Source organism: Arthrobacter sp. QXT-31 (assembly GCF_001969265.1).
In the GTDB taxonomy this organism is placed as follows: Bacteria; Actinomycetota; Actinomycetes; order Actinomycetales; family Micrococcaceae; genus Arthrobacter.
In genome coordinates this window covers 4,972,708-4,998,468 of record NZ_CP019304.1, presented here as the reverse complement: position 1 = coordinate 4,998,468, position 25,761 = coordinate 4,972,708, and the positions used below count along the sequence as shown (strand labels likewise).

At 62.8% G+C, this 25,761-nt stretch carries 21 protein-coding genes and 1 pseudogene; 11 read left to right on the top strand and 11 right to left on the bottom strand.

Features of this window, described 5'->3' with window-relative positions:
* Window positions 1–154: 154 nt before the first annotated feature.
* On the top strand, window positions 155–355 hold the full coding sequence (locus BWQ92_RS22805; protein WP_076803903.1) for a ribbon-helix-helix protein, CopG family: 201 nt from the start codon (window positions 155–157) through the stop codon (window positions 353–355).
* 422 nt (window positions 356–777) lie between these two features.
* Here the strand turns inward: BWQ92_RS22805 and BWQ92_RS22795 are convergent, their stop codons facing one another.
* Window positions 778–1,962 (bottom strand): lipopolysaccharide biosynthesis protein, encoded by a 1,185-nt coding sequence (locus tag BWQ92_RS22795; protein ID WP_157365245.1) that lies wholly within the window; start codon window positions 1,960–1,962, stop codon window positions 778–780.
* A 954-nt stretch (window positions 1,963–2,916) separates the two neighbouring features.
* Between BWQ92_RS22795 and BWQ92_RS22790 the strand changes: the two genes are divergently transcribed.
* The gene (locus BWQ92_RS22790) at window positions 2,917–3,195 is read left to right on the top strand and encodes a hypothetical protein (protein ID WP_076803384.1); all 279 of its coding nucleotides are present in this window, start codon (window positions 2,917–2,919) and stop codon (window positions 3,193–3,195) included.
* Window positions 3,196–3,399: 204 nt separating this feature from the next.
* On the opposite strand, the gene BWQ92_RS22785 is transcribed toward BWQ92_RS22790, so the two are convergent.
* The 5 genes from BWQ92_RS22785 to BWQ92_RS22765 all read right to left on the bottom strand — a co-directional run bounded on the left by BWQ92_RS22785 (window position 3,400) and on the right by BWQ92_RS22765 (window position 9,148).
* Window positions 3,400–4,224: an HpcH/HpaI aldolase family protein gene (locus BWQ92_RS22785; RefSeq protein WP_076803383.1), complete on the bottom strand. Its 825-nt coding sequence runs from the start codon at window positions 4,222–4,224 to the stop codon at window positions 3,400–3,402.
* Between the two features lie 84 nt (window positions 4,225–4,308).
* Complete coding sequence (locus BWQ92_RS22780) at window positions 4,309–5,751, bottom strand: aldehyde dehydrogenase (NADP(+)) (protein ID WP_076803382.1); 1,443 nt, start codon at window positions 5,749–5,751, stop codon at window positions 4,309–4,311.
* Window positions 5,752–5,802: 51 nt separating this feature from the next.
* On the bottom strand, window positions 5,803–7,110 hold the full coding sequence (locus tag BWQ92_RS22775) for an MFS transporter (protein WP_076803381.1): 1,308 nt from the start codon (window positions 7,108–7,110) through the stop codon (window positions 5,803–5,805).
* Window positions 7,111–7,152: 42 nt separating this feature from the next.
* Window positions 7,153–8,256, bottom strand: coding sequence for a zinc-binding dehydrogenase (locus BWQ92_RS22770; protein WP_236783037.1), 1,104 nt, complete (start codon window positions 8,254–8,256; stop codon window positions 7,153–7,155).
* 115 nt (window positions 8,257–8,371) lie between these two features.
* Window positions 8,372–9,148, bottom strand: coding sequence for an IclR family transcriptional regulator (locus tag BWQ92_RS22765; RefSeq protein WP_172804331.1), 777 nt, complete (start codon window positions 9,146–9,148; stop codon window positions 8,372–8,374).
* 259 nt (window positions 9,149–9,407) lie between these two features.
* Between BWQ92_RS22765 and BWQ92_RS22760 the strand changes: the two genes are divergently transcribed.
* The 8 genes and pseudogenes from BWQ92_RS22760 to BWQ92_RS22725 all read left to right on the top strand — a co-directional run bounded on the left by BWQ92_RS22760 (window position 9,408) and on the right by BWQ92_RS22725 (window position 19,025).
* Window positions 9,408–10,691 carry an ABC transporter substrate-binding protein gene (locus tag BWQ92_RS22760; protein ID WP_076803380.1) on the top strand — a complete coding sequence of 428 codons (1,284 nt, stop codon included), beginning with the start codon at window positions 9,408–9,410 and terminating at the stop codon, window positions 10,689–10,691.
* 80 nt (window positions 10,692–10,771) lie between these two features.
* Window positions 10,772–11,659, top strand: a pseudogene (locus tag BWQ92_RS22755) (carbohydrate ABC transporter permease).
* Window positions 11,659–12,609: a carbohydrate ABC transporter permease gene (locus BWQ92_RS22750; protein ID WP_076803379.1), complete on the top strand. Its 951-nt coding sequence runs from the start codon at window positions 11,659–11,661 to the stop codon at window positions 12,607–12,609. Before BWQ92_RS22755 ends, BWQ92_RS22750 begins: the two are co-directional and overlap by 1 nt.
* A gap of 84 nt (window positions 12,610–12,693) precedes the next feature.
* Entirely contained in the window at window positions 12,694–13,746 is a 1,053-nt protein-coding gene (locus BWQ92_RS22745) for a LacI family DNA-binding transcriptional regulator (RefSeq protein ID WP_076803378.1), read from the top strand.
* 39 nt (window positions 13,747–13,785) lie between these two features.
* Window positions 13,786–15,369: a glycoside hydrolase family 32 protein gene (locus tag BWQ92_RS22740; RefSeq protein ID WP_076803377.1), complete on the top strand. Its 1,584-nt coding sequence runs from the start codon at window positions 13,786–13,788 to the stop codon at window positions 15,367–15,369.
* 120 nt (window positions 15,370–15,489) lie between these two features.
* Window positions 15,490–16,830 (top strand): right-handed parallel beta-helix repeat-containing protein, encoded by a 1,341-nt coding sequence (locus tag BWQ92_RS22735; RefSeq protein ID WP_076803376.1) that lies wholly within the window; start codon window positions 15,490–15,492, stop codon window positions 16,828–16,830.
* Between the two features lie 83 nt (window positions 16,831–16,913).
* Window positions 16,914–17,594, top strand: a complete 681-nt coding sequence (locus BWQ92_RS22730; protein WP_236783035.1) for a FadR/GntR family transcriptional regulator — start codon at window positions 16,914–16,916, stop codon at window positions 17,592–17,594.
* A 129-nt stretch (window positions 17,595–17,723) separates the two neighbouring features.
* A complete protein-coding gene (locus tag BWQ92_RS22725) occupies window positions 17,724–19,025 on the top strand; it encodes an MFS transporter (protein WP_076803374.1) in 1,302 nt (433 codons plus the stop codon).
* A 103-nt stretch (window positions 19,026–19,128) separates the two neighbouring features.
* On the opposite strand, the gene BWQ92_RS22720 is transcribed toward BWQ92_RS22725, so the two are convergent.
* From BWQ92_RS22720 to BWQ92_RS22705, 4 genes are all read right to left on the bottom strand, one after another.
* Window positions 19,129–19,770: a DUF1345 domain-containing protein gene (locus tag BWQ92_RS22720; protein ID WP_076803373.1), complete on the bottom strand. Its 642-nt coding sequence runs from the start codon at window positions 19,768–19,770 to the stop codon at window positions 19,129–19,131.
* A gap of 172 nt (window positions 19,771–19,942) precedes the next feature.
* The gene (locus tag BWQ92_RS22715) at window positions 19,943–20,527 is read right to left on the bottom strand and encodes a hypothetical protein (RefSeq protein WP_076803372.1); all 585 of its coding nucleotides are present in this window, start codon (window positions 20,525–20,527) and stop codon (window positions 19,943–19,945) included.
* 14 nt (window positions 20,528–20,541) lie between these two features.
* On the bottom strand, window positions 20,542–21,690 hold the full coding sequence (locus BWQ92_RS22710) for a zinc-dependent alcohol dehydrogenase (RefSeq protein WP_076803371.1): 1,149 nt from the start codon (window positions 21,688–21,690) through the stop codon (window positions 20,542–20,544).
* A 51-nt stretch (window positions 21,691–21,741) separates the two neighbouring features.
* Window positions 21,742–22,890: a glutathione-independent formaldehyde dehydrogenase gene (locus BWQ92_RS22705; protein WP_076803370.1), complete on the bottom strand. Its 1,149-nt coding sequence runs from the start codon at window positions 22,888–22,890 to the stop codon at window positions 21,742–21,744.
* A gap of 380 nt (window positions 22,891–23,270) precedes the next feature.
* On the opposite strand from BWQ92_RS22705, the gene BWQ92_RS22700 reads away from it, so the two are divergent.
* Window positions 23,271–24,455 (top strand): integrase catalytic domain-containing protein, encoded by a 1,185-nt coding sequence (locus tag BWQ92_RS22700; protein WP_172804330.1) that lies wholly within the window; start codon window positions 23,271–23,273, stop codon window positions 24,453–24,455.
* Between the two features lie 183 nt (window positions 24,456–24,638).
* On the opposite strand, the gene BWQ92_RS22695 is transcribed toward BWQ92_RS22700, so the two are convergent.
* The gene (locus tag BWQ92_RS22695; RefSeq protein WP_076803368.1) at window positions 24,639–25,655 is read right to left on the bottom strand and encodes a LacI family DNA-binding transcriptional regulator; all 1,017 of its coding nucleotides are present in this window, start codon (window positions 25,653–25,655) and stop codon (window positions 24,639–24,641) included.
* Between the last annotated feature and the right edge of the window lie 106 nt (window positions 25,656–25,761).

The window sequence follows — 25,761 nt, the reverse complement described above, 5'->3', positions numbered from 1 at the left end:
TCGCGCTGCACCGACGGCACACCCCTGAAACGTTCACGGCGCACGTGAAAAAGATGACGGCAGCCTTTGAAGCGGGCGGGTCCCCAGTCGACGTCACTCGGGGCTCGATGACTGGTACCAGATTGGTACTAGATTGGTGCCATTGAGTATGGCCATGAATCTCCGCGTTCCCGAAGACCTTGATCGCCGTCTTGAGCAGCTTGCAGCCGAGGAGCACACCTCCAAGTCCGCGCTCCTGCTCCACGGGGCTGAATTGGTTTTGCAGCGCCACGCCCGCCGTCGGGAGATCAGTGAAGGACTGGATTTTGTGATGAGCCATGACGCTGAATTGCTTACCCGTCTTGAAGACGCGTGACAGCGTACCTCGATATTGAGGATGCTCTGCAGGTTGTTGACCGGTACGGCATTCACATCCGGGACGTCGGACTGCTCGCCTCGGCTCTGGCGCGGCCCGGGACGGCTGTGATGGGCGCCGAAGCCTATCCCGATTTTTCGATGAAGGCGGCTGCGTGGCTCGAATCGGTGGCGCGGTTCGACCCTCTGGTTTACGCAACAAACGTACTGCCTGGACGCTTACGGTGTTGCTGTTGTGGATTAATGGTTACCGTCATGACTTCACGACCGACGGCGGCTTTGACCTCATAGTCGGTGTGGCCGCCGGCGACCTCAATCTGCGGAAGTCTGCCGCGCTGATATCGCGGCACTTACTCCCGCGCTAGACCGGACCGAGCCCGGTTGGAAGTATTCGGATAGGCGTTTCCGTAAAGCGTTCGGGTGCTAGCCTCCCGGCCCGCGGGCCAAATACTTCAACCGCGTGGCCGCGATGACAGCAGCCGATAACTGGGCAAAGAGCCACAGCGCTGATATGCCGGGTAACCCATAGGCATGCGCTACGGCCGTGCCCGGGATTACCGCGACGACGGCCGCCAGGACCGCGACGGCCGTTGACTCAGCGAAGCGGGCGTAAGCCCGGCAAATACCGTAATAAATCTGGGTTGTGCAGCTTAGGATCAGGGCCGGAACGAGTAGCGGCAATAGAATCCAGTGCGGTGCATACTGCGGACCGAGCACATTCAAGAAGATGGGGCCCGCTCCCAGCAAAACTCCCCCGGAAACAAGGGTGAGTAGGAGGCTGATTTTCAATGCCCGTCCCGCCAGCGCCAGTTCGGAGCCGGGGGCGGCGAGTTTCGCTTGGAGCGAGTAACCGGCCGATTGCGGCACGAAAAAGACCGCCGACGCCATCATCCAGACTACGTACCAAGCCGCTGTCGCCGAGGCGCTCAGTGTTGCGGCGACAATGAGAGGTAGAAGGTAGCCGGGAGCCCTGTCTGCGAGCATGAGGGGGTAGTTCCGAAGTGCCGGGCCCAATAATCTCGTCGCTTCCGAAAGCCTGACCCCGTCTTTCCATCGAGGACCAATGCCCGCCCGGTGCAGTTGGTGCATTCCGAGAATTACGCTGCCTACTGCTCCGGCAGCGACGGCGCCGATCACGGCCATGACCGTGCGGTAGCCGCTGGCCAGGCAAAAGAGCAGAACCGCTAACTGGGTGAGCCCTTGCAGCAGGCTGCGCACCAACGCCAAGTCGGCCCGGGACTGGGCGACGTTGATATGGTCAAGCTGATAAGCGGTGGAGGCGAATAAAGCGGCGGCCAGGAACCCCGCGGTTACCGCAGCGTCATCCCAAGCCTGGCCGACGCCGGGCCCGAGGCCCAGGGTAATCAAAAGCAGTGCGGTGGCGACTGCAAGCGACGAAAGCCCTACCGTGGCCAAGGATGTAGCCATGAGCCGACGGCGCCCGGCGTCGTCTTGCGAGGGCAGAAGGGTTAGCGTCGCCGGGCCGACTCCGAGCATTCCTGCCTGTACTGTCAGCAGCGCCGCTGCTACGACCGCCGACCCGAGACCTAGGTCTTTGGGCGCCAATGTGAGTGCGGCCAGGAACCAGAACAGAAAGCCGGTGGCCATGGGCGTGACTCTGGCGGCGGTAAGCCAAAGTGTGCTGCCCGCAAGAGAGCGACCTTCCGCAGCCGGACGCACGATCTTCCTGAACGTGGCGCGGCCGCTATCGAGCAGGAACCCGGCCCACATAACCACGCACTGCCCTGGCAACACGAACTGTATCGTCCGTGGAGCGGCGGTCAAGAATGACCACCTCATCCACACACAAGGGCACGGGGCACAAGAGCCCGGGGATGCGTTGTTCCTTGTTCGGGGTGGGCATCACAATGCTTACGGACGCTTTGCCCGACGCAGAGATTAAATCTGGAGGGTGGATGGAGATAGACAATTGCGTCACCTCGGGCTTCGTGGCAGGGATAAAAGTTCGGCCAATAGCACCGCCACCCCCAAGAGCACTGCCAAGGACTCATACTGGGACCATCCGGTCCCGGATCAAGCAACTCAGCAACTACGATCTCGCCTCAGCATGCAGGATAAAGCATGCAGGCCTACCCCTGTTGAAGTCCAGCGATCACAGGGAATTAACAGCGTTTTGTAAGTATCGCCGTCGAACGGCACGTTCGAACGTGCCGGGGCTCGTCATGTTCCCTGTGCAGGGGCTGCTTCTTTATCGCGGGGGCTGGGGAGGCCAGGATGACTTGTGTCAAAACCAGTGCAGCTGGCCGGACGGCGCCTTGCGGAAGAACCAAGCTCAATTATCCAGGCAGCCCAGCAAGGCTTTCGCTTCTCCGACCGCGACAAGCTCGTCGACGCGCTGCCACTGCAGCGTGAGTCTCCCCACGTTATTTTGAGTAGCTATCAATAAGACATTAAACTTGGATGTAGGCCAGAGTAGCCCTCGAGTACCGCACCGGTGAACATCCCCGGGCCGGCAGGGCAAGCGACACCCCGCAACGCTCTTCTGCTTGAGCGGCACTGGAACCCGAAACTGGCCCTTATCCTGAACCCCGAGGAGAACCCATGACTTTGCTTGCCGAACGCCCCGCAACCACCGAACCCGCCGCCCCTGAGACCGCTCCCGGCATCACTGTCGTCGGCACCGCACTGCGCGGCGGCAGCTACGTAACTCTGCCCGTCGGCAGCGCCGCGGCCGGTGTTGAAGGCACCTACGTCACCGTCCCCGCCATCCGGCACATGCTTCCCGTCACCCGTGGCAGCTATGTCACCGTAGCTGGCGCTCCCGCTGTTGCCGCCGGCCTCGTCGAGGGCAGCTACATAACGCTTCCGACGGCAGCCTAAGCCCAAGCGACTTTGCGGATGGCACCAAGCGGCGTAGAAAGGAGGCCGACGACGACACTGGGTGTCGTCGTCGGCCTCCTTTAGTGCGAGAGCTGCCCTGGGTGGTTGAAGCGGGCGACGGCGGTCCCGCCCTTTGGGAGCGGGCCGTATGGCAATCCTCGACGTACCCACAGCTACTGCAAGGGATTTTTCCTTGCCGCCGGGTTATGACGCGGAGTGGACCTCGGTCGCCTGCTCTGCCTGCAGTCCGGCTGCCAGCCGCCCGGTCTCTTGCTTCGCTCCCTGGCATAGCCAGCGAACGTCGGAGTGCAGCCCGATGAAAGTAACTCCCCAGCTGGTAAACAGCTTGGCATCGTCTGCGTCGTTCGCGAAAACGCCGACGGCCTTTCCAGCCTCGCGTGCCTGGGCCACAACCGACCGCATGGCGTCGACGACCTCTGGATGCCAGGTGTCACCCAGGTGGCCCAGGGAAGCGGCTAGGTCGGACGGGCCCAGGAAAACGCAGTCGACACCTTCGGTTGCACAGATGCCCGCAGCGTTGTCCACGCCGGACCGGGATTCGATCTGCACGATGGTGCACACTTGTTCGTTGGCATTCTTTACATACACCGGGTCAAGACCGTACCGGCCGGCCCGGACCAACCCTGCCACGCCCCGCACGCCGGCGTTACCGTTCTGCGGGTAACGCATCGCACGGACAGCCGCCTGCGCTTCGTCCGCGCTATTGACATTGGGGAAGATAAGAGTCCGCGCACCAATGTCGATGGCCCGCTTGGCCAGCACGGGATCGTTTTCGGCGAGGCGTACGATTGCCTCGGCACGCGCGCCGTTAGCCCGGGCGGCGTCGACGGCCCTCAACTGTTCCACAGCGCTGGCGGGATTGTTGGGGGCGTGCTCAAGGTCGACTACTAGCCAATCGAACCCGCAATGGGCCAGGGCCTCGGCCACCGCAGTTGAACCCAGGGTTAACCACGTTCCGGTCGTGGTGGCGCCGGAGCGCAGAGCCTCCTTGACGGGGTTGTCGTGCATCTGGTCATCCTTCTACGAGATCTGTTCATTGTGTCCGCTGGCCGGCCCGGTCCACGTAACCCGGAGGGTTCAAGCCGCCAGGGATTATCCTAGGTGCCGCGGAATCCCGAGCCGGTTGCTGTCCTGCAACTCCGCGGGGAGGAGATGGTCGGGGAACCCCTGCAGTGCCACCGGGCGCAGGAACCGCTGAATCGCTGCCGTCCCGACAGAGGTGGTTTGGACGGCGGTGCTTGCCGGGTATGGTCCGCCGTGCTGCTGAGCATGTGTTACAGAGACCCCCGTGGGCCAGCCGTTCCACAGGACACGTCCTGCTTTGCCGGCCAGAACACGGAGCAGATGGCGGACGTCGCACTGGTCTGTGGCCTGTACCGTCGTGGTGAGCTGGCCGTCCATCCTCCGGGCAACCGCCAGGAGTTGGTTCATGTCCTCGTACTCAACCACCAGGGAGAACGGCCCGAACCGCTCGGCCAGGAACAGGTCCGGATCCGCGAGGACTGCTGCGATGTCGGTGCCCAGGATCAGCGGCGCCGGGCCGGCGGCCTCGCCGGGAATGTTCCCGTTAAGAATCCGCACCTGCCGGTGGCCTGCGAGTTCGGCAACTTCCCGGGTGTAACCCGCTTCTATCCGTTCGGTCAGGAGCCTTGTGGCGCTTGGCAGTTCCGCGCTGCGCAGGTGTTCGATGATCTGGCTTCCCGCCGGAACAAAGAGGGTTCCCGGCTTGGTGCACAATTGGCCGGCACTGCCGGTCACTGCGCCCAGGTATCCCTCAGCGATGGCAGCCGGACGTTCTCCTGCCGCCGCGGGGGTAACAAAAACCGGGTTGTTGCTGCCCATCTCCGCGTAAAACGGAATCGGAACATCCCGTTGTTGGGCGATGTCGAACAGTGCCCGTCCGCCGGGGATTCCTCCGGTGAAGGCGCCCGCCTGGATCTTGGGATCTTTCAGTGCCCGGACGCCGGTTTCTGTTCCGTGGATCAGGGCCAGAACGCCTTCAGGTGCCCCGGACTCTTCCAAGGCCCTGAGGAGAATCGTGGCGGTGCGCGCCGAGACCTCTGGATGTCCGTGGTGCGCCTTGACGATGACGGTGCAGCCTGCCGCCAGGGCTGAAGCTGTGTCGCCGCCGCCGACGGAAAAGGCAAAGGGGAAGTTGCTGGCGGCGAAGACCAGCACCGGCCCCAGCGGGAGCAGCATCCGTCGTAGATCGGGGCGGGGTGCACCCATCGGCCATTGGGGATCGGAGTGGTCGACGCGTGCGTCAACGAAGCGGCCGATCCTCAGTTCCTCGGCGAAGAGCCGCATCTGAAAAACCGTCCGCCTCAATTCACCCCGCAGCCGCGCATCGGGCAGGTGCGTCTCTGCCATGGCGAGTTCGATGAGCTCGTCGGCATGCGTCTCCATGGCTGCAGCCATCGCCTCAAGGTGACGGGCACGGCCAGCGGAGGGCATCGCGGACCAGCTCTCGAAAGCGGTTTCGGCCGCGCTCAGGACCTCGTCCAGGTTCAGGGTTCCAATAGTTTCGGTGGTCATCTTGGCTTGCTCTCTTGTTTGTATCCAGGGTGGTCGGTGGACGCGTGGGCCCTAGTCGATCTCCTGGTTGCTCTTTTCTTTGGCGAACAACACAGCCACCAGTGAGATGGCGCCGCAAAGGACGATGAAAAGGCCCACCGGAAGATAGCTGCCGCCGAAGGCTGCGAGGAGTGCCGTGGCGATTAGCGGAGCGGGCCCGCCCGCGATAGCTGCTCCAAGCTGGTAGCCGAGGGAAGCGCCTGTGTAGCGGATGTCGGGGGAGAAGCTCTCTGCGATCACGGTGCCGATCAGTGACCCATAGGTGGGCCAGATGACGGCAAACCCGATGAAAAGCGCAACGGCAAGGAACGGCAGGGACTTCTGGTTGAGCATCCAGAGGTACGGGAGGATAAACACCATCAGGGCCACGGTGCCCCAGAGGAAAACCTTTTTCCGGCCGATTCGGTCCGAGAGCGCACCAAACTTGACCATCGAGTAGACGCCGATCACGGCGCAGACCAGCAGCACGGCGAGTACGGCTTCGCGGTCGTAGCCCAGGGTCATGGCGTAGGAGACGGTGAACGTCGCGAACATGAAGAACGTCGAGGTCTCAACGATCTTGGCGCCGGTTGCGATAAGGACTTCACGCCAGTGGTGCTTCAGGGTGTCGACGAGGGGAACCTGTTTCGTCGCTCCCGCGGCTTTCACCATCCGGAATGACGGTGTCTCGTCGACCTTGTGACGGATCCACAGGCCGACAGCCAACAGGACAACCGACAGAAGGAACGGTATCCGCCACCCGTAGGCCAAGAAAGCTTCATCAGAGAAGACCGCGCCCGCGGCCAAAGTGATCATGTTGCCGAGTGCAAGCCCGAGCATAGCACCGGTCTGCGGGACTGCACCGAAGAATCCGCGCCGGTTCTTGGGGGAGTACTCGACGGCCAGAAGCAGGCCCCCTCCCCATTCGCCGCCCAGGGCAAGGCCCTGAAGCAGGCGGAGCACAGTCAGAATGATGGGCGCCGCGACGCCGATAGCCGAATAGGTCGGCATCAAACCCATGGCGACAGTAGAGACGCCCATCAGGGTCAGCGTGACGACCAGTGTTTTCTTCCGGCCGATCCGGTCTCCGACATGGCTGAAAAGAATGCCGCCGATCGGACGGATCAAGAAGGCCAGGGCGAAGGACGCCAAGGCCAAGAGCTGGCTGACGGTCGGATCGTTGGACGGGAAGAACAACGGACCGAATACCAGCCCGGACATGGTGCCGTAAAGGAAGTAGTCGTACCACTCGATTGTGCTACCGACTGCGCTGCCCCACAGGGCGCGTTTCCGGTCCTCGTCGGAGACCACGATCTGTGGCGCTGCGACAGTTGATGACATGTTTCTCTCCTAAGGGAAGACCTTCGACGTTGAAGGTATGGATTAGTTGCTGCCCATCAGGATCACCGAACGACCGATGTTTCCCTTGGCCAGCGAGTCGAATGCTTGGTTGATCTGGACCAGGCTGAACTTCTCACCGACAAGGGCATCAAGCTGCAAACGGCCGGCCAGATACATGTCCAGGATCTGAGGGATCTGCACTGACAGATTGGAGGAGCCGTACAGACTCCCCCTCACCGATTTCTCCTGCTGGACAACCTGGTTCAAGGGCACGTTGATCTCGGCCTCGGCGTTGGACAGTCCCACCACGAAAGCCGTGCCGCGGGGGCGAAGCGCCATGACTGCCTCGCGAATGGTCTGGGGCCGGCCGATTGCCTCGACAGCCCAGTGGGCTCCTCCGCCAGTGATCTCGTGCACAGTGGCGGCCAGGTCGTGTTCGCGCGTGTTGATCGTGTGGGTTGCTCCAAGCTCCCGCGCCTTTGCGAGCTTTTCGTCGTCAATGTCGGCAACGATCACCGGGTAGGCCCCGACTGCTGCTGCGCCTATGACCGCCGAAAGCCCCACTCCGCCGGCTCCAACGACAAGGATCGACTCCCCGGCCGGAGCCCCCATTCCGTTCAGCACAACTCCCATCCCTGTGATCACGGCACAGCCCATGATGGCTGCTACAGCGGGGGGAACCTCCTGGGGGATCTTGATCACCGATTCGCCGGAGACGACGCATTCCTCGGCGTAGCAGGACACCCCCATCAGGTGATGGACGGCTTGTCCGTCCTGTGACAGCCGTGTTCCGCCGCGCAGCAGTTCGTTATGGGTAGCGTGCACCGCGCCGAGGCGGCAGAGCGCAGGCGACCCGCTCGTGCAGTACTCGCACCTGCCGCAGCTTGGCCGCCAGGTCAGTATGACCTTATCGCCCGGCCTGACATGGGTGACCCCGACTCCGACTTCCTGCACGATGCCCGCGCCCTCGTGGCCCAGCACGATAGGCGTCCGGCATGGCAGGTCCTGGACCATGTAGTGGTAGTCACTGTGGCAGATGCCTGCCGCGTCAACCCGCACGCGGACTTCGCCCGGACCAGGGGGCTGTAGATCCAGATCGACGACGGCAAGCGGTGCGCCTGCTTGGTTCATGATTGCGGCCTTCACCGGTCACTCCTTGTTGCTTAGCTTTCACATCCCCGTGCTTCAGATCACGGGGACTGGCATAAGCATCAGGCGCGGGCCGCCGTCGTCAAAATCTTCCTCTCACTCAATGAGACACCTATAGCTTGGCCCAATGCGGGGCTGCCGCCATCTGGCGGTTCAGCCCCAGTGTCGCTGCATGGACAGCGGGACCAACCAGTCTCATCTCCACCACGCCCACCGGAGCGGTGATGGAAATAGCGGCCACAGCGGTACCATCGCCCCGGAGAATGGGGCTCGCCGCGCATGCCAGGCCAGCATGGGATTCCTCCCGCTCATAGGCAATACCCTCACGTCGGGCCAGGTCCAGTTCGGCGCGAAGCTCCTGGGGATCGGTAACAGTGTTGGGTCCGATCTTCTCCAGCTGGCCGTTCAGGAGATCCTCGACCAGCTGGTCAGGGGCGTGTGCAAGCAGGGCCTTCCCACCAGCAGTGGCATAGCACGGTACACGTCCACCAACCCTGGATGGGATTGTTAGGTCCCGATACTGGCCGCGCAAAATCTCGATATAGACGACGTCATTACCTTCGAGAACGCCCAGCTGAACAGTCAAGCCCGTAGCCCGCCGGAGGTCGAACATCGTTGCCAGAGCCAGGCGCCGAAGATCCTTTGGCTGTTGCGCCATCTGCCCCAACTCAAAACACCGGATACCGATCTGGTATCCGGACTGAACCCGGTCGACAAAGTCGTGCTTGGCGAGTTCCGAGAGTATCCGCGCCGCCGTCGCCCGGGAAAGTCCGGCCCTGCGAGCGATCTCCCCTCCCGTCAGGACCGGCTCTTCAGGACTGAATACGTCAAGGATCAGTGAAACCCGCTCAATCATGCTGGCAGCCGGCTTCGAATCAGTGGAATTCACGTAGAGCATTATGGTCTCATTCAGCGAGACAGGCAAAGTCTCACGCAACCCTTACGCCAGAGGGCGGGACGTCTCTGATGGCCGCTCTCCGGCAGCAGTCAAGGGTTTCGAAAAACTGGGTGTGACGCTTGACACCTTTCTGCGTCCGCGCCTAACCTGAGTGCCAAGTCGATTTGGCAAAACGATTTTTCACTTTTCGGTCTTACTTTTCCCATCCTTACCAACGTAGATTCCGTCAAAAGAAAGGGAGTCGACAGCGATGTCCTCTCGAACCACGATTTCCCGGATCACCGCCATCGGCGGTCTGTCCACCGCGGTGCTTCTGGCAGCAACTGCCTGCGGCGCAGGGGGCCCGGCAGCAACGCCGGGTAGTGCCGGTGCCAGCACGGTCAACGTACTCGTCGAGGCGGGCGGCCATGCCGAACTTACAGGCGTTGCCGAACAGTGCAAGAAAGAAACAGGCGTTAACGCCAACTTCGTCGAGCTGCCTTACGACGGCATGTTCAACAGGCTTTCCAGTGAGTTCTCCTCCGGCAATGTCTCCTTCGACGTCGCCGCACTGGACTCCGTTTGGCTGCCCAGCTTCAAGAACGCCGTTCAGCCGATTGACGAGCTCTTCACCGACGACGCGAAGAAGGACATCTTCCCGGCCCTGGTCAAGGAAGCAAGCGTGGACGGGCACTTCATCGGCATGCCTGCCTGGACGAACGCCGAGATCATCCTGTACCGCAAGGACCTGTTTGAGGACGCCAAGAACAAGGCGGACTTCAAGACCAAGTACGGCTACGACCTGGCCGCCCCCACCACCTGGAAGCAGTACCAGGAGATCTCAGATTTCTTCACCAAGGACGGCATGTACGGTACGGACGTCAAGGGCGGTGTGGAAACGGAATGGCTCGCCCATGTCCTGCAGGCCGGCTCACCCATGGTCGTGGACGGGAACAACAAGGTGGTTATCGACAATGCCGCCCACAAGGAAGCACTGGACTTCTATGTCGGCCTTGCCAAGTCCGCTCCCTCCGGCGCGGCGCAGGTGGACTGGGCCGCTGCACAAAACCTGTTCAACCAGGGGAAGACGGCGATGACCCGGTTCTGGGCCCACGCCTACCGGCAGATCCCCAAGGATTCACTGGTGGCCGGCAAGGTCGGTGCGGCTCCGATGATCGCCGGGTCAGCCGGTGTCGGCGCCGTCCCCGGACCGTGGTACCTCACCGTCCCCAAGGCCACCAAGAACACCGAAGCGGCCAAGAAATTCGTGAAGTGCGCCTACGACTACAACGACAAGGGCCTCGAATCCAGCCTGGGCCTGGCCTCCCGCATCTCCGCCTTCGAGAAGTACCAGGACAAGGCAGGCTACGAGAGCTTCAAGCCGCTGATCGAAACCCTTAACGGCAAGGCCACGGCCACCCGCCCCGCCACCGAGAAGTGGCAGCAGATCGTGGACACCGTGCTGGTTCCCATGCTGCAGAAGGCTGTGGCCGGCGGTGACACCGCCGCCCTCCTTGCCGACGCCAAGAAGCAGATCGAGGATCTCCTTAAGTAAGACCCCCGCGGCCGGCGCCTGCCGAAGAGGCACAGCAAGTCCGGTGCCGGCCGCGGCCCCAACCAGCGGAAGAGAAAACCGTGCGCATCTCCGATCGCCGCTCCGCATTGTTCCTGATGACACCAGCGGCGCTGTTCCTGGCAGTCTTTGTCGCCTTCCCGCTGTTCCGCCTGGTGGCGGACAGCTTCTTCAAGATCTCGCCGATCGCCGGCGGGCCCCGGGACTTCGTGGGCCTGGATAACTATTTTCGGGTCTTCGCCTCCGAAGCGTTCACTGGTGCCGGGTGGCGGACACTGGCCTACACCATGGTGGTGGTCACCCTCGAATTCGCCCTCGGCCTGGGCATGGCCCTGCTGTTCACCACGCTGGGCCGCAGTTCCCAAATCTGGCGGACCGTCTTTATGTATCCGTTGATGATCGCCCCGATCGTGGCAGGTCTGCTGTGGAAGTTCCTCATGATCGATAACTTCGGCCTCATCGGGACCCTCCTGCACCAGGCCGGCATTCTGTCCAACCCCAACCAGATCGGCTGGCTGTCGGACCCGGGCATTGTGCTCTACTCGGTGGCCATCCCGGACATCTGGCTCACCACCTCATTCATGTGCCTGGTCCTCTTCGCAGGACTGCAGAACATTCCGGGGGATCTGATCGAAGCAGCACGCCTTGACGGTGCACGCGCACCGGCGCTGCTGTTCCGCATTATCCTGCCCTTGCTGCGGCCCGTCATCGCCGTCGCCCTGGTGGTCCGCGGAATCGACGCCGCCAGGGCCTTCGACACCATCCTCATTCAGACTAACGGCGGCCCCCAGTCCGCTTCGGAAACCATGAGCCTGCTGATCTACCGGACCATGATTTGATTCGGCGATCCGGGGCTGGCAAGCGCCATGGGCACTATCTACCTGCTGGCGATGCTCGCCGTCGCATTCGTCGCGGTGGCCACCATCTGGCGGCCAGGAAAGGACAACTGATGCGCGTCGCCGAGAGAATCAGGCACGACGCCGGGATACCGGTCGACGTGCCCGCGGAACCTTCCGTAGCTGTCACCACACCCGGGTCCCGCAGGCGCCGAGGCACCAACCGCGAGGGCCTGGAAGCCGGCCGCCGCAGCACCCGGACCCTGCTGTGGATCCTGCTCGCAGCAGCGCTGGTGCTCTATGGATTCCCGTTCCTCTACCTGATCTTCACTTCCTTCAAGACGCCGATTGACACCATCGCGGTGCCACCCACCATCCTCCCCCGGGAATGGACGCTGGAGAACTACACCAACGCGCTGGGCCGCAACGGAGTCCTCGCTTCCTTCATCAACAGCATCCAGACGGCCATCATCAGCACCGTGCTTTCGCTCGTGTTGGCGGTACCGGCTGCCTACGGCATCACCCGGTACCAAACAATAAGCGGCAGGATCTTCATCATGGCCGCCCTGGTTACCCGCATGGTGCCCCCGGTGGCGATCGGTATTCCGCTGGCTTCGATGATGGCAGCCGTTGGCCTTTCAGATACTCCCATTGCTCTGTCCATTGCCCACACCACCATCTCCCTGCCGCTCTCGATCTGGCTGATGTCCAGCTTCTTCGAGGCGGTCCCCAAAGACCTGGAGGAAGCTGCGACTGTGGATGGCTGCAGCAGGCTCGGCGCCCTGTGGCGAGTGGTGATCCCGGTGGTCTCCGGCGGCATCGCCGTCACCGCGATCTTCGCCTTCCTGGCCTCCTGGAACGAGTTCCTCTTTGCGCTCCTGATGACAGCAATCCGCTCCCAGACAACCCCAGTCGTGATCGCGAACTTCCAGACCCAGTTCGGCCTGGACTGGGGATCCATGACGGCGCTGGCCGCCGTCTACTCCATCCCGGTCATCCTCCTGACCCTTTTGCTGCAGCGCAAGATCGTCGCCGGCATGACGCTGGGGGCAGTCAAGGGCTAGCGCCGTCAAGGGCTAGACCAGCAGTACGAGTAGCCTACTGATAGCCCCCAGGGGCATCGCCAACCATAAGGACGTGGGAGAGAGATGAGCAGCAGGAACATCGGCATCAAGGACGTGGCCGTCGCCGCCGGCGTCTCCGTGACGACTGTCTCCCATGTCCTCAACGAGGTTTCCTACGCCCGGGTCAGGCCCGAAACCAGGGACAAGGTCAGGGCCGTTGCCGAGCAACTGGGCTATGGTCCCAACCGCCTTGCCCAGGCCCTTCGCACCCAGAGGACCGGCATGCTGGGGCTGGTGAGCGAGGACATCGCCACCACGCCCCACGCCGGACGGATCATCCTCGGCGCTGACGAGGCCGCCAAGGCCCGCGGGTACAACCTCATGATCATCAACACCTCAGGTTCAGCCAGCCTCGAATCCCGGCAGGCCGACGTCGAGGCCCTCCTGGAACGCCGGGTGGACGGAATCCTCTACGCCACCATGTACCACCGCGACGTGGAGCTGCCGGCCAACCTCGGCAGCGTGCCCTCCGTGCTGGTCGACTCGGTGGCCACAGGTGGAAACATCACAGCCGTGATCCCGGACGAGGAAGGTGGTGCACGCGCCGCCGTGGGCGCGCTCCTCGAAGCGGGCCACACCCGGGTGGGCTTCATCAACAACACCGACGACGTCCCCGCAACCAGTCAGCGGCTCCAGGCCTTCCGGGCCACGCTGGCTGAAGCAGGGCTCGACGGCGATGCGGCACCTGTCGAGTCCGAGGTGTCTGAGGTGCAAGGCGGCTATGAGGCGGCCCGCCGGATCCTGGCACGCGAGGACCGGGCCGATATGCCTACGGCACTGTTCTGCTACAACGACCGGATGGCGATGGGAGCCTATCGCGCAGCTGCTGAGCTGGGACTGAACATTCCTGCTGACCTTTCAATTGTTGGCTTCGATGACCAGGAGCTGATCGCCGCCAACCTTCACCCGGGCCTCACCACGGTGGCCCTGCCCCACTACGAGATGGGTGCCTGGGCCACCGAGCACCTGATTGACGCCGTCGAGGGGAAGACCGACCTTACCCTCATGGCACTTCACCCGACCATCCTGGGTTGCCCCCTCGTGAGACGCGATTCCATCGCGGCTCCGCGGAAATAGGCAACCAGACCCTTCCACTTCCCAAGGGGAACGCCACATATGTCCAGTTGCCTTGATAACGCACGCCCGGAAACAGCCCCGGCAGAAACCTCCAGGTTCCGGCCTGCCATCCACTTCACGGCAGGGGATACCTGGCTGAACGATCCCAACGGCCTGGTTTTCTACGACGGCATGTACCATCTCTTCTTCCAGAACAACCCGCACGGCAACACCTGGGGCAACATGTCCTGGGGCCACGCCACCTCCCGTGATCTACTGCACTGGTCGGAACACCCCGTTGCTATCGCCTGCGACGAGACAGAGGACATCTTCTCAGGCAGCGTGGTCGTTGACCACGGCAACACGTCCGGTCTCGGCACGCCGGACTCACCCGCCCTCGTAGCCATTTACACCAGTGCCTACAAAGCCGGGTCCGAACACAGCGGCACACAGGCCCAGTCTCTGGCCTACAGCACGGACGCAGGAATGACGTGGCGAAAATACGAAGGAAACCCGGTCCTCACCAGAAACTCCGCAAACTTCCGTGATCCCAAAGTCTTCCGCTACCAGGGGGACCAAGGCGCCTGCTGGGTCATGGCCGCCGTCGAAGCCCAGCACCAAAAGGTGGTCCTCTACCGTTCCGAAGACCTCAAAACCTGGCACTTCCTGAGCGACTTCGGCCCGGCCAACGCCGACGCCGGAGAATGGGAATGCCCTGATCTCTTTCCCCTGGCAGTGGACGGGGACCCGGAGAACATCAAATGGGTACTGATCGTCAACGTGAACCCAGGCGCCGTGGCAGGAGGCTCCGGTGGCCAGTACTTCATCGGGCACTTCAACGGCGTCAGCTTCACCCCCGATCCCGGCTCCGTCGTGGCGCCCGAAGGGCTGGCCTCCCTGCCCGACCCCAAGGCGGGCTCTGCAGCCTTGCAGCAATGCCTGTGGCTGGACTGGGGACGCGACTGCTACGCCTCCGTATCCTTTAGCAACGCCCCGGATGACCGGCGCATCATCATCGGCTGGATGAACAACTGGGACTACGCCAACGAGCTGCCCACCGCCCCCTGGCGGTCCTCGATGACCCTCGCCCGCGAAGTGTGCCTCACAGCAGTCAATGGTTCCGCACATCTGATCCAGCAGCCGGTCCTGGCCGGCCTCTGCGCAGGTGAAGAGCCGGCGGCGACCCAGAATGTCATGGACGCAGGCACCTTTGAGCTGCATGATTCAGTGTTTCGGTTGCCGGATGCGGTACCCGGCAGCGCCCAGGTCATTGAGACGGAGATTCTGCCCGGAGACGCCGAACAAGTGACCTTCCACCTGTTAGGAATTGGTGACGGCAGTGCGGGGACCGTGCTGAGCTACAACGCCGCCACGGCCGAACTTCTCCTGGACCGCAGGCGGTCAGGCGACACCGGCTTTCACGGGAAGTTTCCCTCCGTGGAGTCGGCCCCGCTGGTCCTTGAGGACGGCGCACTCAAGCTGCACATCGTCGTGGACCATTGCTCCGTGGAGGTGTTCGCACAGGACGGCAAGGTGGTTTTGACCGACCTTGTTTTTCCCGCCCAGGGGCATGCGGAGAACCGGCTGACGATTGAGGGCGGGCCGGCCACCATCCGGACGCTGACTGTCACGGCGCTCGGCTAGCGCCAACGAACGGATAAACAGGAAAGGGTCCCCAAATGCCAACAGTTCAGCACACCGACATTGACCTCGCCGGGGCGCTGAAATAACGGCTGAGGAACAACAACATCAAGGGAAGAAGCTATGCCAAGCAACAACTACTACGACGTGACGGCCTGGTCCGTCGGCAACCCGGCCAAGGACGTCGGTGAAGTCATCAACAGCATCATCGCCGACATCAAGGAACGGCAGTACGCCGCCGACGTGAACAACGGAGGAAAGCCCGGTGCTGTTATCTACCTTCCGCCGGGGGACTACCACCTTCGCACGCAGGTGGTGATCGACGTCAGCTTCCTTCGGATCGAAGGCTCGGGACACGGGTTCACGTCGTCGAGCATCCGGTTCAACGTTCCTGGAGACGAATGGCCCGACCTGCATGAGCTCTGGCCCGGGGGGAGCCGCATCATCGTCGACCTTCCCTCCGCCGGTGAGGGGGAGGAATCCAAGGGAGCTGCCTTCCTTGTTGAGAGAAGCGGGAGCCCGCGGATCAGCTCGGTCGAGTTCTCCAACTTCTGTATTGACGGCCTGCATTTCATCCCGGACGGTTCCGCGATGCCTCCCGAGAACACCTACGTCAACGGCAAAACCGGCATATATGTAGCCAGCGCCAATGACTCGTTCCGGGTCACCGATATGGGGTTCGTCTACTTGGAGAACGCGCTCACCATCCACAAAGCGGACGCGCTATCCATCCATCACAACTTCATCGCTGAATGTGGAAGCTGCATCGAACTGCGCGGGTGGGGACAGGCCTCAAAGATCACCGATAATTTGGTCGGGGCGGGCCCCAAGGGGCACTCGATCTACGCCGAGAACCATGGCGGGCTCCTGATCACCGCGAACAATGTCTTCCCCCGTGGTGCGAGCAGCGTCCATCTCAACGGCGTCACGCGTTCAAGCGTCACAAACAACCGTCTGCATTCGTTCTACCCCGGGATGGTGATTCTCGCGGCGAACAGTTCGGAAAACCTCGTGGCCACGAACCACTTCCTGCGTGACCATGAGCCCTGGACGCCCTTCCTGGGAGTCGACAACGGATTGGACGACCTCACCGGGCTTCTCTGTGTCACCGGCAGCAACAACTCTGTCATCGGCAACCACTTCTCCCAGATCATCGACTCACAGAGCATCCGGCCCACGGGTGGGATGCCTGTCATCATCCGGCTGATGGGCGGGGTTGGCAACTTCGTCTCCAACAACCATGTGGTGGCGAAGGACGTTGCCTCCAAGACAAGTGACTCCTGCTTCGAGTCCCAGGTGGACGCCCTGTTGACGACCGGGTCCTCCGACAGCCTCGCCGTTGCGGCCGTCGTGGTCGATCCCGGATCGGCGAGGAATACGATCCTTGATTCCGGAACAGACGCCCAAGTTATCGCAGACAGGGCTGTTAACGCCTTTCGGGCCACACCCACGGTGGGTTTCTAGACGGGGGCATATGTGTGTCAGGTTCGGGTGTACTTCGACGGTAGGGAGCGGGTGCTCGTGCTGTCCTGCAATAATCGATGACGATGAAAGCGCACGAGACAGTTATGAATTGGGTGACCGGCGAACTTTCAAGCGGCCGCTTGCACATAGGTGATCATCTTCCCAGTGAACGGACGCTCGCTGAAACCCTCAAGGTGTCCCGCAGTTCTCTGCGCGAGGCATTGCGCGTGCTTGAGGCACTTGGCGCAATCAAGGCCACCACTGGCTCCGGACCGCGATCAGGGACCGTGATAACGGCTGCGCCGGAGCAGGCGTTGGCACTGGCCCTCAACTTGCAGTTGGCAACGAGCCACGTCGAACACTCGCACGTATATGAAGTCCGTTTGCTGCTGGAAACATGGGCCGCCGAACACTCGGATCCCGCAGGGGCAGATTGGGACTCCGCCGAGCGGCTCCTGGAGCTCATGAATGACCCGGGGATCGCCATTGCCGATTTCCTCCGGCTCGATGCCGAGTTCCACGTGCTGGTTTCACGGGCCGCAGGTAATCCGCTGATCAGCACGCTTATGGATGCCATGCGCACTTCTATTGCCGACCATACCCTGGCCCGCGCCCAGGCTCTCCCTGACTGGGAGAAAACCGCCAGCAGACTGCGTCTTGAACACCTTGCGATCTGCAACTCCCTTCGCGCTGGCGACCGCACATTGGCGGCAGAGCTTCTGCGCCAACACATCCGCGGATACTACCTGGAGACGGCAAACTAAACGGCGTACCCGCCACGCCTGCGTCCGTCCGCATCCACCTTTGACGTGCCCCGTGTCACACCCCTACACTTCTTTGTGGTCGGACCACATGGTCGGGCCGCATAATTTTGGCGTTCTCGAAGGAGAGACTTGAGTACCACAGCCCCCGAAAAGACAACGACCGGCGAGAAACTGAACTATCGCGTGCTGATCGGCAGCCTCAGCGGCAGCGTCATTGAGTGGTTCGACTTCCTTGTTTATGGCACTGTTGCTGCCCTGGTTTTCAACAAGCTCTTCTTCCCGAGCGACAACGCGTTCGTGTCGACACTGCTGGCTTACATCTCGTTCTCGCTCACATTCTTCTTCCGCCCGCTGGGCGGCGTTATCTTCTCGCATATCGGTGACCGTATCGGTCGGAAGAAGACTCTCTTCATCACCCTCATGCTCATGGGTGGTGGCACGGTGGCCATCGGCCTGCTGCCTGATTACAACACCATTGGCATGGCTGCGCCGATCCTGCTCATTCTGTTCCGCATCCTTCAGGGCCTCGGCATCGGCGGTGAATGGGGCGGCGCGCTCCTGCTCGCTTACGAGTACGCACCAAAGAACCGCCGCGGCCTGTACGGTGCGGTGCCGCAGATGGGTATTAGCCTGGGAATGCTGCTGGCTGCCGGCGTTGTCGCTCTGCTGACCCTGCTCCCGGATGGGCAGTTCCTGACTTGGGGATGGCGAGTGCCGTTCGTGGCGAGCGTTGTGCTTGTCCTGGTCGGCCTCTGGATCCGCAACGGCCTCGACGAGACTCCCGAGTTCAAGCGGGTGCGCGAGTCGGGCGCCCGGCTGCGACTGCCTATCAAAGAGGTTGTCACAAAGCACTGGGGGGCCGTGCTGGTCTCTATCGGCGCGAAGGCGGCAGAGACGGGCCCGTTCTACATCTTCGGCACGTACGTCATTGCCTACGCTACGGGTGTCTTGGGAGCCCGGGAGAACACCGTCCTCCTCGCCGTTGCTGCTGCCGCGTTCGTTGCGACGATTTGGATGCCCATTTTTGGCCGCATTTCCGACAGTGTTTCACGGGCCGTGCTCTACCGGTGGTCGGCCGCCGCGACGATTGTCCTTGTAGTGCCCTACTACCTGGTGATCAACACAGGCGCGACGTGGGCACTGTTCGCCGCCACCGTCGTCGGTTTCGGCCTGCTGTGGGGCAGCGTTAATGCGATTCTCGGCACGTTGATCGCCGAGAACTTCGCCCCCGAGGTGCGCTACACCGGCGCGTCCCTCGGTTACCAGCTCGGTGCAGCCGTCTTCGGCGGCACAGCCCCAATCGTCGCGGCTTGGCTCTTCCAAGTCAGTGGGCAACAGTGGTGGCCGATCGCGGTGTATGTAGCCAGCTGCGCAACTGTCTCAATCGTCGCGTCCTACTTCATCAAGCGTGTCGCGCACCAGGAAGGCTAGCTCAGCGCTGACAGCCGCAACCTAAACAATGACGCACTCGGCCTGGCCCGCCGGCGCCGGGTGGGACCCAAGACTCGAGGAGGTGTTGGCCGGATCTCTCCCATCATCCTTGGCCGAGGTTCGTGACCAGGTTGATCGAGACCGCGATCAGGACTGTGCCGAAGAAATACGACAGGAGAGCGTGCAGAAGAGCCTTGCGCCGGATCTCACTGTTGCTCGGCTCGACCTCAGGCGCAGCGTAGGACATCCCGACTGTGAAGGCGAAGTAGGCGAAGTCGCTGTAGGTAGGTTGCGTCTCATGCTTGACGTTGAGCCCGTCGTTAGGGTTATCGAGGAAGTGCATGCGGGCGTACTTTAATGCATAGACCGTGTTGACGAGCGCCCAGGCAACAATCGTGCCGAGGACGCCCAAGATGACCAACGCCACCGAGGTTGGATCTCCCTTCTGGCTGCTCGACTGGATCAATGCGACCACCACGGCGGCGATGCTCGCGATACAGGCGGTGACAATCGCATTGTCGGTCACACGGGAGGCGGACTCCTCGCGCGCGAGGCGTTCAGTCCCCGCCGGGTCCTGCCGCCAGCATATCCGCCATACCCATACCAGAGCGATGACGCCAGCGGTGCACCACGCAACCAGGGGCGCCAGGGCAGGTGATACGGCCACCGCTGCGATGATGCCGGCCACCGTCCCGACCGCGACGCATACGAGAGCACGGCGGGCTGACAGGATCCGACCGTTCATTGGTGCTCCTCGAGGGGGTGTTGTGCGTCAGCCCTGGCCCCGGGGCATCGCAGCCGGGCAAGGTTCGTTCCCCAAGGCGCGATCGTTACAAGGCCTGATGGGCCGTCGTTGGGTTGACTTCCTGAGAGAGATCGGCCTTGGGAAACATGTCGTCCGCCGTCACAGAGGGGTGTCAGACTCTGCGGTGCTTTCGCAGGGCCCTGAAAGCGGCTACGACTCCTCCGGCCGCCAGTACCCAAGGGGCACCGACGATGATCGGGTCCATCCACTGGTGGCTGAGGTCGGCGCGTTTTTGGCCGAACCGTGAGCGGACACCGTGGGCCGAGAACTCGCTGAGCACGCCGGTTTCGGTGACGGGGTTGTCGGGGCGCAGGGTCGCAAGGGACTTCAGGTGGTGTTCCCAGGCGTCCACGCGGTCGGCGGCGATGAGCAGCAGCCAGTGCGCGGCCCGTCCCTCGCTGTACTTGTAGGCGTATTTCCGGATGGCCCCCGACACCCCGGCGGGAGGTGTCGAGGTCCCGAAAACGGGTGGCAGCATGGCGTGCTCCACGGACCGTTCCCGGGGCCACTTCTCCGGTTGGCGCTCCGGGAAGTCCCAGTGCGCGCCCGTCTCGATCCCGGGTTGTTCACGGGGGTAGGAGGGCCGGTCGGCCGGGTCGAGGTCAGCGCCCCATCCCGGGATCCGGGCCCGCAGGTCTTCCGCGGACTGCTGCGGGGTGCGTTTGCCGGCGATATATGGTGTGGCTGTGTCAGTCATGGTGCGCTTTCCCTTCAGGACTGGCCGGCGACAACGAGCGGCTTGATGATGTTGTCCAGCTTGGCGGAGAAGATGTGGTAGCCCTCTGCGATGTGTTCCAGCGGAATACGGTGGGTCACAATGTCGCTGGGTTTCAGGTAGCCGTTGCGGACGTGCTCGAAGAGGCGCGGCCACTGGCGTTTGACCGGGCACTGGTTCATCCGCAATGTCAGGCCCTTGTTCATCGCGTCGCCGAACTTCACCGCGCTGAATATCGGCCCGTAGGCGCCCACCACGGACACGGTGCCGCCCTTGCGGACGGAATCGATCGCCCAGTTGAGGGCGATGGGGGAGCCGCCCTGCAGCTTGAACTTGCTGCTTGTCACGTGCTGGAGGAAGTTGCCGTCCGCTTCGGCCCCTACGGCGTCGATCACGACGTCGGCGCCCAGGTAGTCGGTTTCCTTCTTCAGGTGCACCACGATGTCGTCGTGCTCGGCGAAGTTGTACGTCTCGGCGTGCGCGAAGGACCGGGCCTTCTCCAGCCGGTACTCCAGATGGTCGATCACGATCACCCGCCCGGCGCCCATCAGCCAGGAGGACTTGGCGGCGAACAGGCCCACCGGGCCGGCGCCGAACACCACCACGGTGTCGCCTTCGGCGATGTCGCCGAGCTGGGCACCGAAATAGCCCGTGGGACAGGCGTCGGTCAGCAGGACCGCGTCCTCTTCGTCCATCCACTCCGGAATCTTCGAAGGCCCCACGTCCGCAAAGGGGACACGCACGAATTCCGCCTGGCCGCCGTCGTAACCCCCACAGGTGTGGGAGTAGCCGTAAATGCCGCCGACCGCCGTCGCGTTCGGGTTGACGTTGTGGCAGTTGGAGTACAGGCCGCGGGCGCAGAAGTAGCAGGAGCCGCAGTAGACGTTGAACGGCACCATGACGCGGTCGCCGGCCGCCAGGTTCTGCACGGAGGAGCCCACCTGATGCACGGTGCCCACGAACTCGTGCCCGAACGTCATCCCCACCCGGGTGTCCGGCATCATGCCGTGGTAGAGGTGCAGGTCGGACCCGCAGATCGCGCCCCTGCTGACCCGCACAATGGCATCGTTCGGGTGCTCGATCTTGGGAATGTCTTTTTCTTCGACGCGCACTTTGTACGGTCCACGGTAAACCATTGCCCGCATCAGTACCACGTCCTGGAAATCGCTCGTTTCGACATCGACATTTGACCTTTCTCAGGCTCCGGCCGGGTGGAGGACGACTTTTGTCCAGCCGTCTTCGCGGCTGTCGAAGTTCCGGTAGCCCTCGGGAGCCTGGTCGAGTGGCAGTTCGTGGCTGACGATGAAGGAGGGGCTGGCCTTTCCGCCGGCGATGAGGTCGCGCAGGGCGCGGTTGTACTTTTTGACCGGGCATTGGCCCGAGCCCATCGTCTGTCCCTTGAACCAGTAGTTTCCGTAGTCGAAGGCCACCTGGCCCTGCTGCTCAAGTTTGTCGGGGCCGCCAGGGTCCTGGGGCAGGAACACGCCCACCACGCCGAGGCCGCCGACGAACCGCACGGAGTCCACGAGCCGGTTCAGGGTCATGTTGGGATGTTCGGTTCCGCCGGGATCGTGCGCCTGGTAGCCCACGCATTCGCAGCCCCGGTCCGCACCGAAGCCCATGGTCTGGTCCTTGACGAACTCCACCGGATCCACTTCCGAATCATTCACAGGGATGGCACCGATCTGTTCCGCCAGCTTCAGGCGGTCAGTCTGGCGGTCCACCACCATGACTTTTCCGGCGCCTTTGATGATGGCTGAGTAGGCGGCCATGAGTCCGACCGGTCCTGCACCGTAGATGACCACGGAGTCCCCCGGGTACACGCCGGCCAGTTCCGTGGCGTGCCAGCCGGTGGGGAAGATGTCGGCGACCATGACGTAGTCGAGTTCTTTTTCTACGGAGTCCTCGCCCAGGCGCAGGCAGTTGAAGTCTCCGTACGGCACGCGCAGGTATTCGGCTTGTCCGCCCTGGTACGGGCCCATGTCCGCGAATCCGTAGGCCGCGCCGGCGAGCTGGGGTTCGGGCTGCATGGTCAGGCAGTAGTTGGTGAAGCCACGGTCGCAGTTCTTGCAGAATCCGCAGGCGATGTTGAACGGCAGCACCACACGGTCACCCACTTTCACCTTGCTCACCGCGGGGCCGGTCTCCACCACCTCACCAAGGTTCTCGTGCCCGAAGGAGCGACCGGGTTCAAAGCTCGTGCGGCCCTCGTACATGTGCAGGTCCGAGCCGCAGATGTTTGCTGAGGTGATGCGCACCAGTACGTCGGCGGGGTGCTCGATTTTGGCGTCGGGGATCTCCTCGACACTGACGTCGTTGGGTCCCTTGTAAACTACTGCCTTCATTGTTCGCTCTTTTCCTGTGTCCATCCAGCGACTGCACACATCTGTCGTCCAAGGCACAAGTCACCTAGGTACGTGTGCAAGCCGCGAGGGAGTGGGATATGTATAGGACCTCTGAGTCCACCCGAATGGGCGACTGACGACCCGAGGATTTGAGGTAGCTGGCTGCCTTGGAAAGCGGGTTGGCCAGCCCCTTCGCGAAATAGATACTGAACGAACCCTAATGCTAAGCACACTTAGTAAGGATGTCGAGGGGGCGCGTTGACTCATTGAAAACCTCCGCGTAGCCGGATTCGTTGCCTCATTTGAATACCTCCGCGTAGCGGCGTGGTTGAGGGTGTTGGCGGCGGTTGCGGGCTATGCCCGTTTTCATGGAGGTAACGATGGCCCAGCGGCAAGCTGTGACGAAGAAGAAGGCCCTCGCCTATCAGAGCGCTGACCGTGCAGGGAAGTCCCGGATCCTGGACGAGCTGGTCGATCTGACCGGATGGCACCGCGACTATGCGCGTGCGGCGCTGCGGGATGCCTTGGTTCTGAAAATTGTCAGGCCACGGCCAGGCAGGACGCCGGTCTACGGGCCGGACCTGCTGCCGGCGCTGATCAGGTGCTGGGCGGTGCTGCGCGCCCCGGCCGGCAGGCTGCTGGCTCCGATGCTGCCGGTGCTGGTGCCGTTGCTGCGCCGGGACGGGGAGCTTGACATCACCGATGAGCAGGCGGAGCTGCTGATGCGGATGAGTGCGGCCACGATCGACCGGAAACTCGCCGAGGAGCGGGCCAGACTGATCCCGCGGGGACGCTCGCACACCAAGCCGGGCACGCTGCTCAAATCCCAGATCCCGGTCCGCACCTGGGCCGAATGGGACGACGCGGTCCCGGGGTTTGTGGAGATCGATCTGGTCGGTCACGAGGGCGGCAACAGCTTCGGCGAGTTCTGCTTCACCCTGACGGTGACCGATGTCTGCACCGGGTGGACGGTGAACCGGTCGGTGCGGAACAAGGCTGCCAAATGGGTCTTTGAGGCCCTTGAGCACGTCACCGCGGTGTTCCCGTTCCCCATCAACGGCATCGATTCGGACAACGGCTCAGAGTTCATCAACGAGCACCTGCTGGCTTACTGCCACGCGCACGAAATCACCTTCACCCGTTCCCGGCCGGGGAACAAGAATGACGGCGCCCACGTGGAGCAGAAGAACTGGGCACGGGTGCGGGAACTGGTCGGTTACCTGCGTTACGACACGCCCGCCGAGTTGGACAAGCTCAACGAAATCTGGGAGTTGGACCGCGTCTTCACCAATTACCTGCTGCCCCAGCAAAAGCTCATCGAAAAGCACCGGCACGGAGCGAAGGTCATCAAGAAACACGACGCGCCGGCCACGCCCCACCAGCGTGCCGTCAGGCACGAGCGCATGCGTAAACGCCCGGTCATCCAGATGAACGCAGCCTTCAAACGCATCAAACCCGGCGCCCTCTCGCGCCAGATCCTGGCCCTGACGGCCGAGCTTGAAACACTCGCCCTGGCCAAGAAACCTGCACCCAGCAAACCCGTCAACCGCGCCTGGAACGGCTGAACCATCCGGAGGCTTTTCAACGAGGCAACGAAGCCACGCATCCGGAGGATTTCACATGAGGCAACGTATTACCCTTCCCGGAGGTATTGCAATGAGGCAACAGGGGGGGGTTCGTGTGAAGTGCTGCAAAAATGCTGCGCCCGAGGACTGTCTTGATTGGGGCCGTTTCGGAGCGCTGGCGCCTTAGCAGCGCTGCTGGATGGTTGCGCGGGAGGCGGCCAGGGGAGCTGCGGTGCTTTGTCGGATCACGAGTCGGGCGGGGTCGAGGGTGACGCGCGGTTCGATGGTGTTGGTGTGGATCTGCCGGAGGACGTTGTCGACGCATTGCCTGCCGACGGCGGCAAAGTCCTGGTGGACGGTGGTAAGCGGGGGAGGGTAGGAGGAGGCGTCGGGGACGTCGTCGAAGCCGACCACGCTGATGTCTTCGGGGACGGCTTTCCCTTTTTCGCGGAAGGCCCTAAGCAGGCCCAGGGCCATGTGGTCGTTGGCGGCGAACACTGCTGTGCAGCCGGTTTCGTCGGCGAGCCGCAGCCCGGCAGCGTAGCCTGAGTCCGCTGACCAGTCGCCGCGGATGACGGGCGGGACGGGTCGGCCCGCGGCGCTGAGGGTGGTGCTCCAAGCGGCTGCGCGGCGTTCGCTGGTGACGGACTCCTTGGGGCCGGCGACGTGCCAGACGGTCTCGTGGCCGAGGTCCAGGAGGTGTTGGACGGCCTTGCGGGTGCCATCGGCCTGATCTATGTCCACCACGCTGTACTGGTCACCGGCGTCGGCATCGACGACGACAATCTTTACCCCCGGCGGCAAGGTGACCGTGGCCGCCTCGAGCAGATGGACCTCCATGATGGCGATCACCGCGTCAACGGCAAGTTCACCCAGGCGCGAGAACGCGCCCTGGATGCCGGCCTGTGTCGGGGCGGTGACCGGGATCAGCGTGATAGCGAAGTCTTGCCGGGCTGCGTGAAGGGCAATAGCCTCCAGGGTGCGCATGTTCCCCTGTGAAGACAGCGGGAACGTGATCACCCCGATGGTCCGGAAAGTGCCCCGCTTCAGTGCCCGTGCGGCACTGTTGGGCCGGTACCCCAGCTCATTCATCGCAGCAATGACATGCCGCCTGGTGGCAGCGCGCACGTCACGGCTCCCGTTCGCCACCCGGGACACGGTCTGGGTCGAGACCCCCGCCAACACCGCCACGTCCACCATCGATACACGGTTAATGGCTGTCTTCGAAGGCCCGGCAACCGCGCCTTTCGGCCGGCCGTCCGCGCGGAGCCGACGGGCGGGAATCCAGTCTGTACTTTCCAATCGC

What these genes read in the sequence shown, in the direction of transcription:
- BWQ92_RS22790 (WP_076803384.1), top strand. Translation starts at nt 2,917, where the DNA reads ATGACTTTGCTTGCCGAACGCCCCGCAACCACCGAACCCGCCGCCCCT.
- BWQ92_RS22760 (WP_076803380.1), top strand. Translation starts at nt 9,408, where the DNA reads ATGTCCTCTCGAACCACGATTTCCCGGATCACCGCCATCGGCGGTCTG.
- BWQ92_RS22785 (WP_076803383.1), bottom strand. Translation starts at nt 4,224, where the DNA reads ATGCACGACAACCCCGTCAAGGAGGCTCTGCGCTCCGGCGCCACCACG.
- BWQ92_RS22730 (WP_236783035.1), top strand. Translation starts at nt 16,914, where the DNA reads ATGAAAGCGCACGAGACAGTTATGAATTGGGTGACCGGCGAACTTTCA.
- BWQ92_RS22695 (WP_076803368.1), bottom strand. Translation starts at nt 25,655, where the DNA reads ATGGTGGACGTGGCGGTGTTGGCGGGGGTCTCGACCCAGACCGTGTCC.
- BWQ92_RS22745 (WP_076803378.1), top strand. Translation starts at nt 12,694, where the DNA reads ATGAGCAGCAGGAACATCGGCATCAAGGACGTGGCCGTCGCCGCCGGC.
- BWQ92_RS22700 (WP_172804330.1), top strand. Translation starts at nt 23,271, where the DNA reads ATGGCCCAGCGGCAAGCTGTGACGAAGAAGAAGGCCCTCGCCTATCAG.
- BWQ92_RS22740 (WP_076803377.1), top strand. Translation starts at nt 13,786, where the DNA reads ATGTCCAGTTGCCTTGATAACGCACGCCCGGAAACAGCCCCGGCAGAA.
- BWQ92_RS22780 (WP_076803382.1), bottom strand. Translation starts at nt 5,751, where the DNA reads ATGACCACCGAAACTATTGGAACCCTGAACCTGGACGAGGTCCTGAGC.
- BWQ92_RS22720 (WP_076803373.1), bottom strand. Translation starts at nt 19,770, where the DNA reads ATGAACGGTCGGATCCTGTCAGCCCGCCGTGCTCTCGTATGCGTCGCG.
- BWQ92_RS22715 (WP_076803372.1), bottom strand. Translation starts at nt 20,527, where the DNA reads ATGACTGACACAGCCACACCATATATCGCCGGCAAACGCACCCCGCAG.
- BWQ92_RS22805 (WP_076803903.1), top strand. Translation starts at nt 155, where the DNA reads ATGAATCTCCGCGTTCCCGAAGACCTTGATCGCCGTCTTGAGCAGCTT.
- BWQ92_RS22750 (WP_076803379.1), top strand. Translation starts at nt 11,659, where the DNA reads ATGCGCGTCGCCGAGAGAATCAGGCACGACGCCGGGATACCGGTCGAC.
- BWQ92_RS22795 (WP_157365245.1), bottom strand. Translation starts at nt 1,962, where the DNA reads ATGGCCACCGGCTTTCTGTTCTGGTTCCTGGCCGCACTCACATTGGCG.
- BWQ92_RS22735 (WP_076803376.1), top strand. Translation starts at nt 15,490, where the DNA reads ATGCCAAGCAACAACTACTACGACGTGACGGCCTGGTCCGTCGGCAAC.
- BWQ92_RS22710 (WP_076803371.1), bottom strand. Translation starts at nt 21,690, where the DNA reads ATGCGGGCAATGGTTTACCGTGGACCGTACAAAGTGCGCGTCGAAGAA.
- BWQ92_RS22775 (WP_076803381.1), bottom strand. Translation starts at nt 7,110, where the DNA reads ATGTCATCAACTGTCGCAGCGCCACAGATCGTGGTCTCCGACGAGGAC.
- BWQ92_RS22705 (WP_076803370.1), bottom strand. Translation starts at nt 22,890, where the DNA reads ATGAAGGCAGTAGTTTACAAGGGACCCAACGACGTCAGTGTCGAGGAG.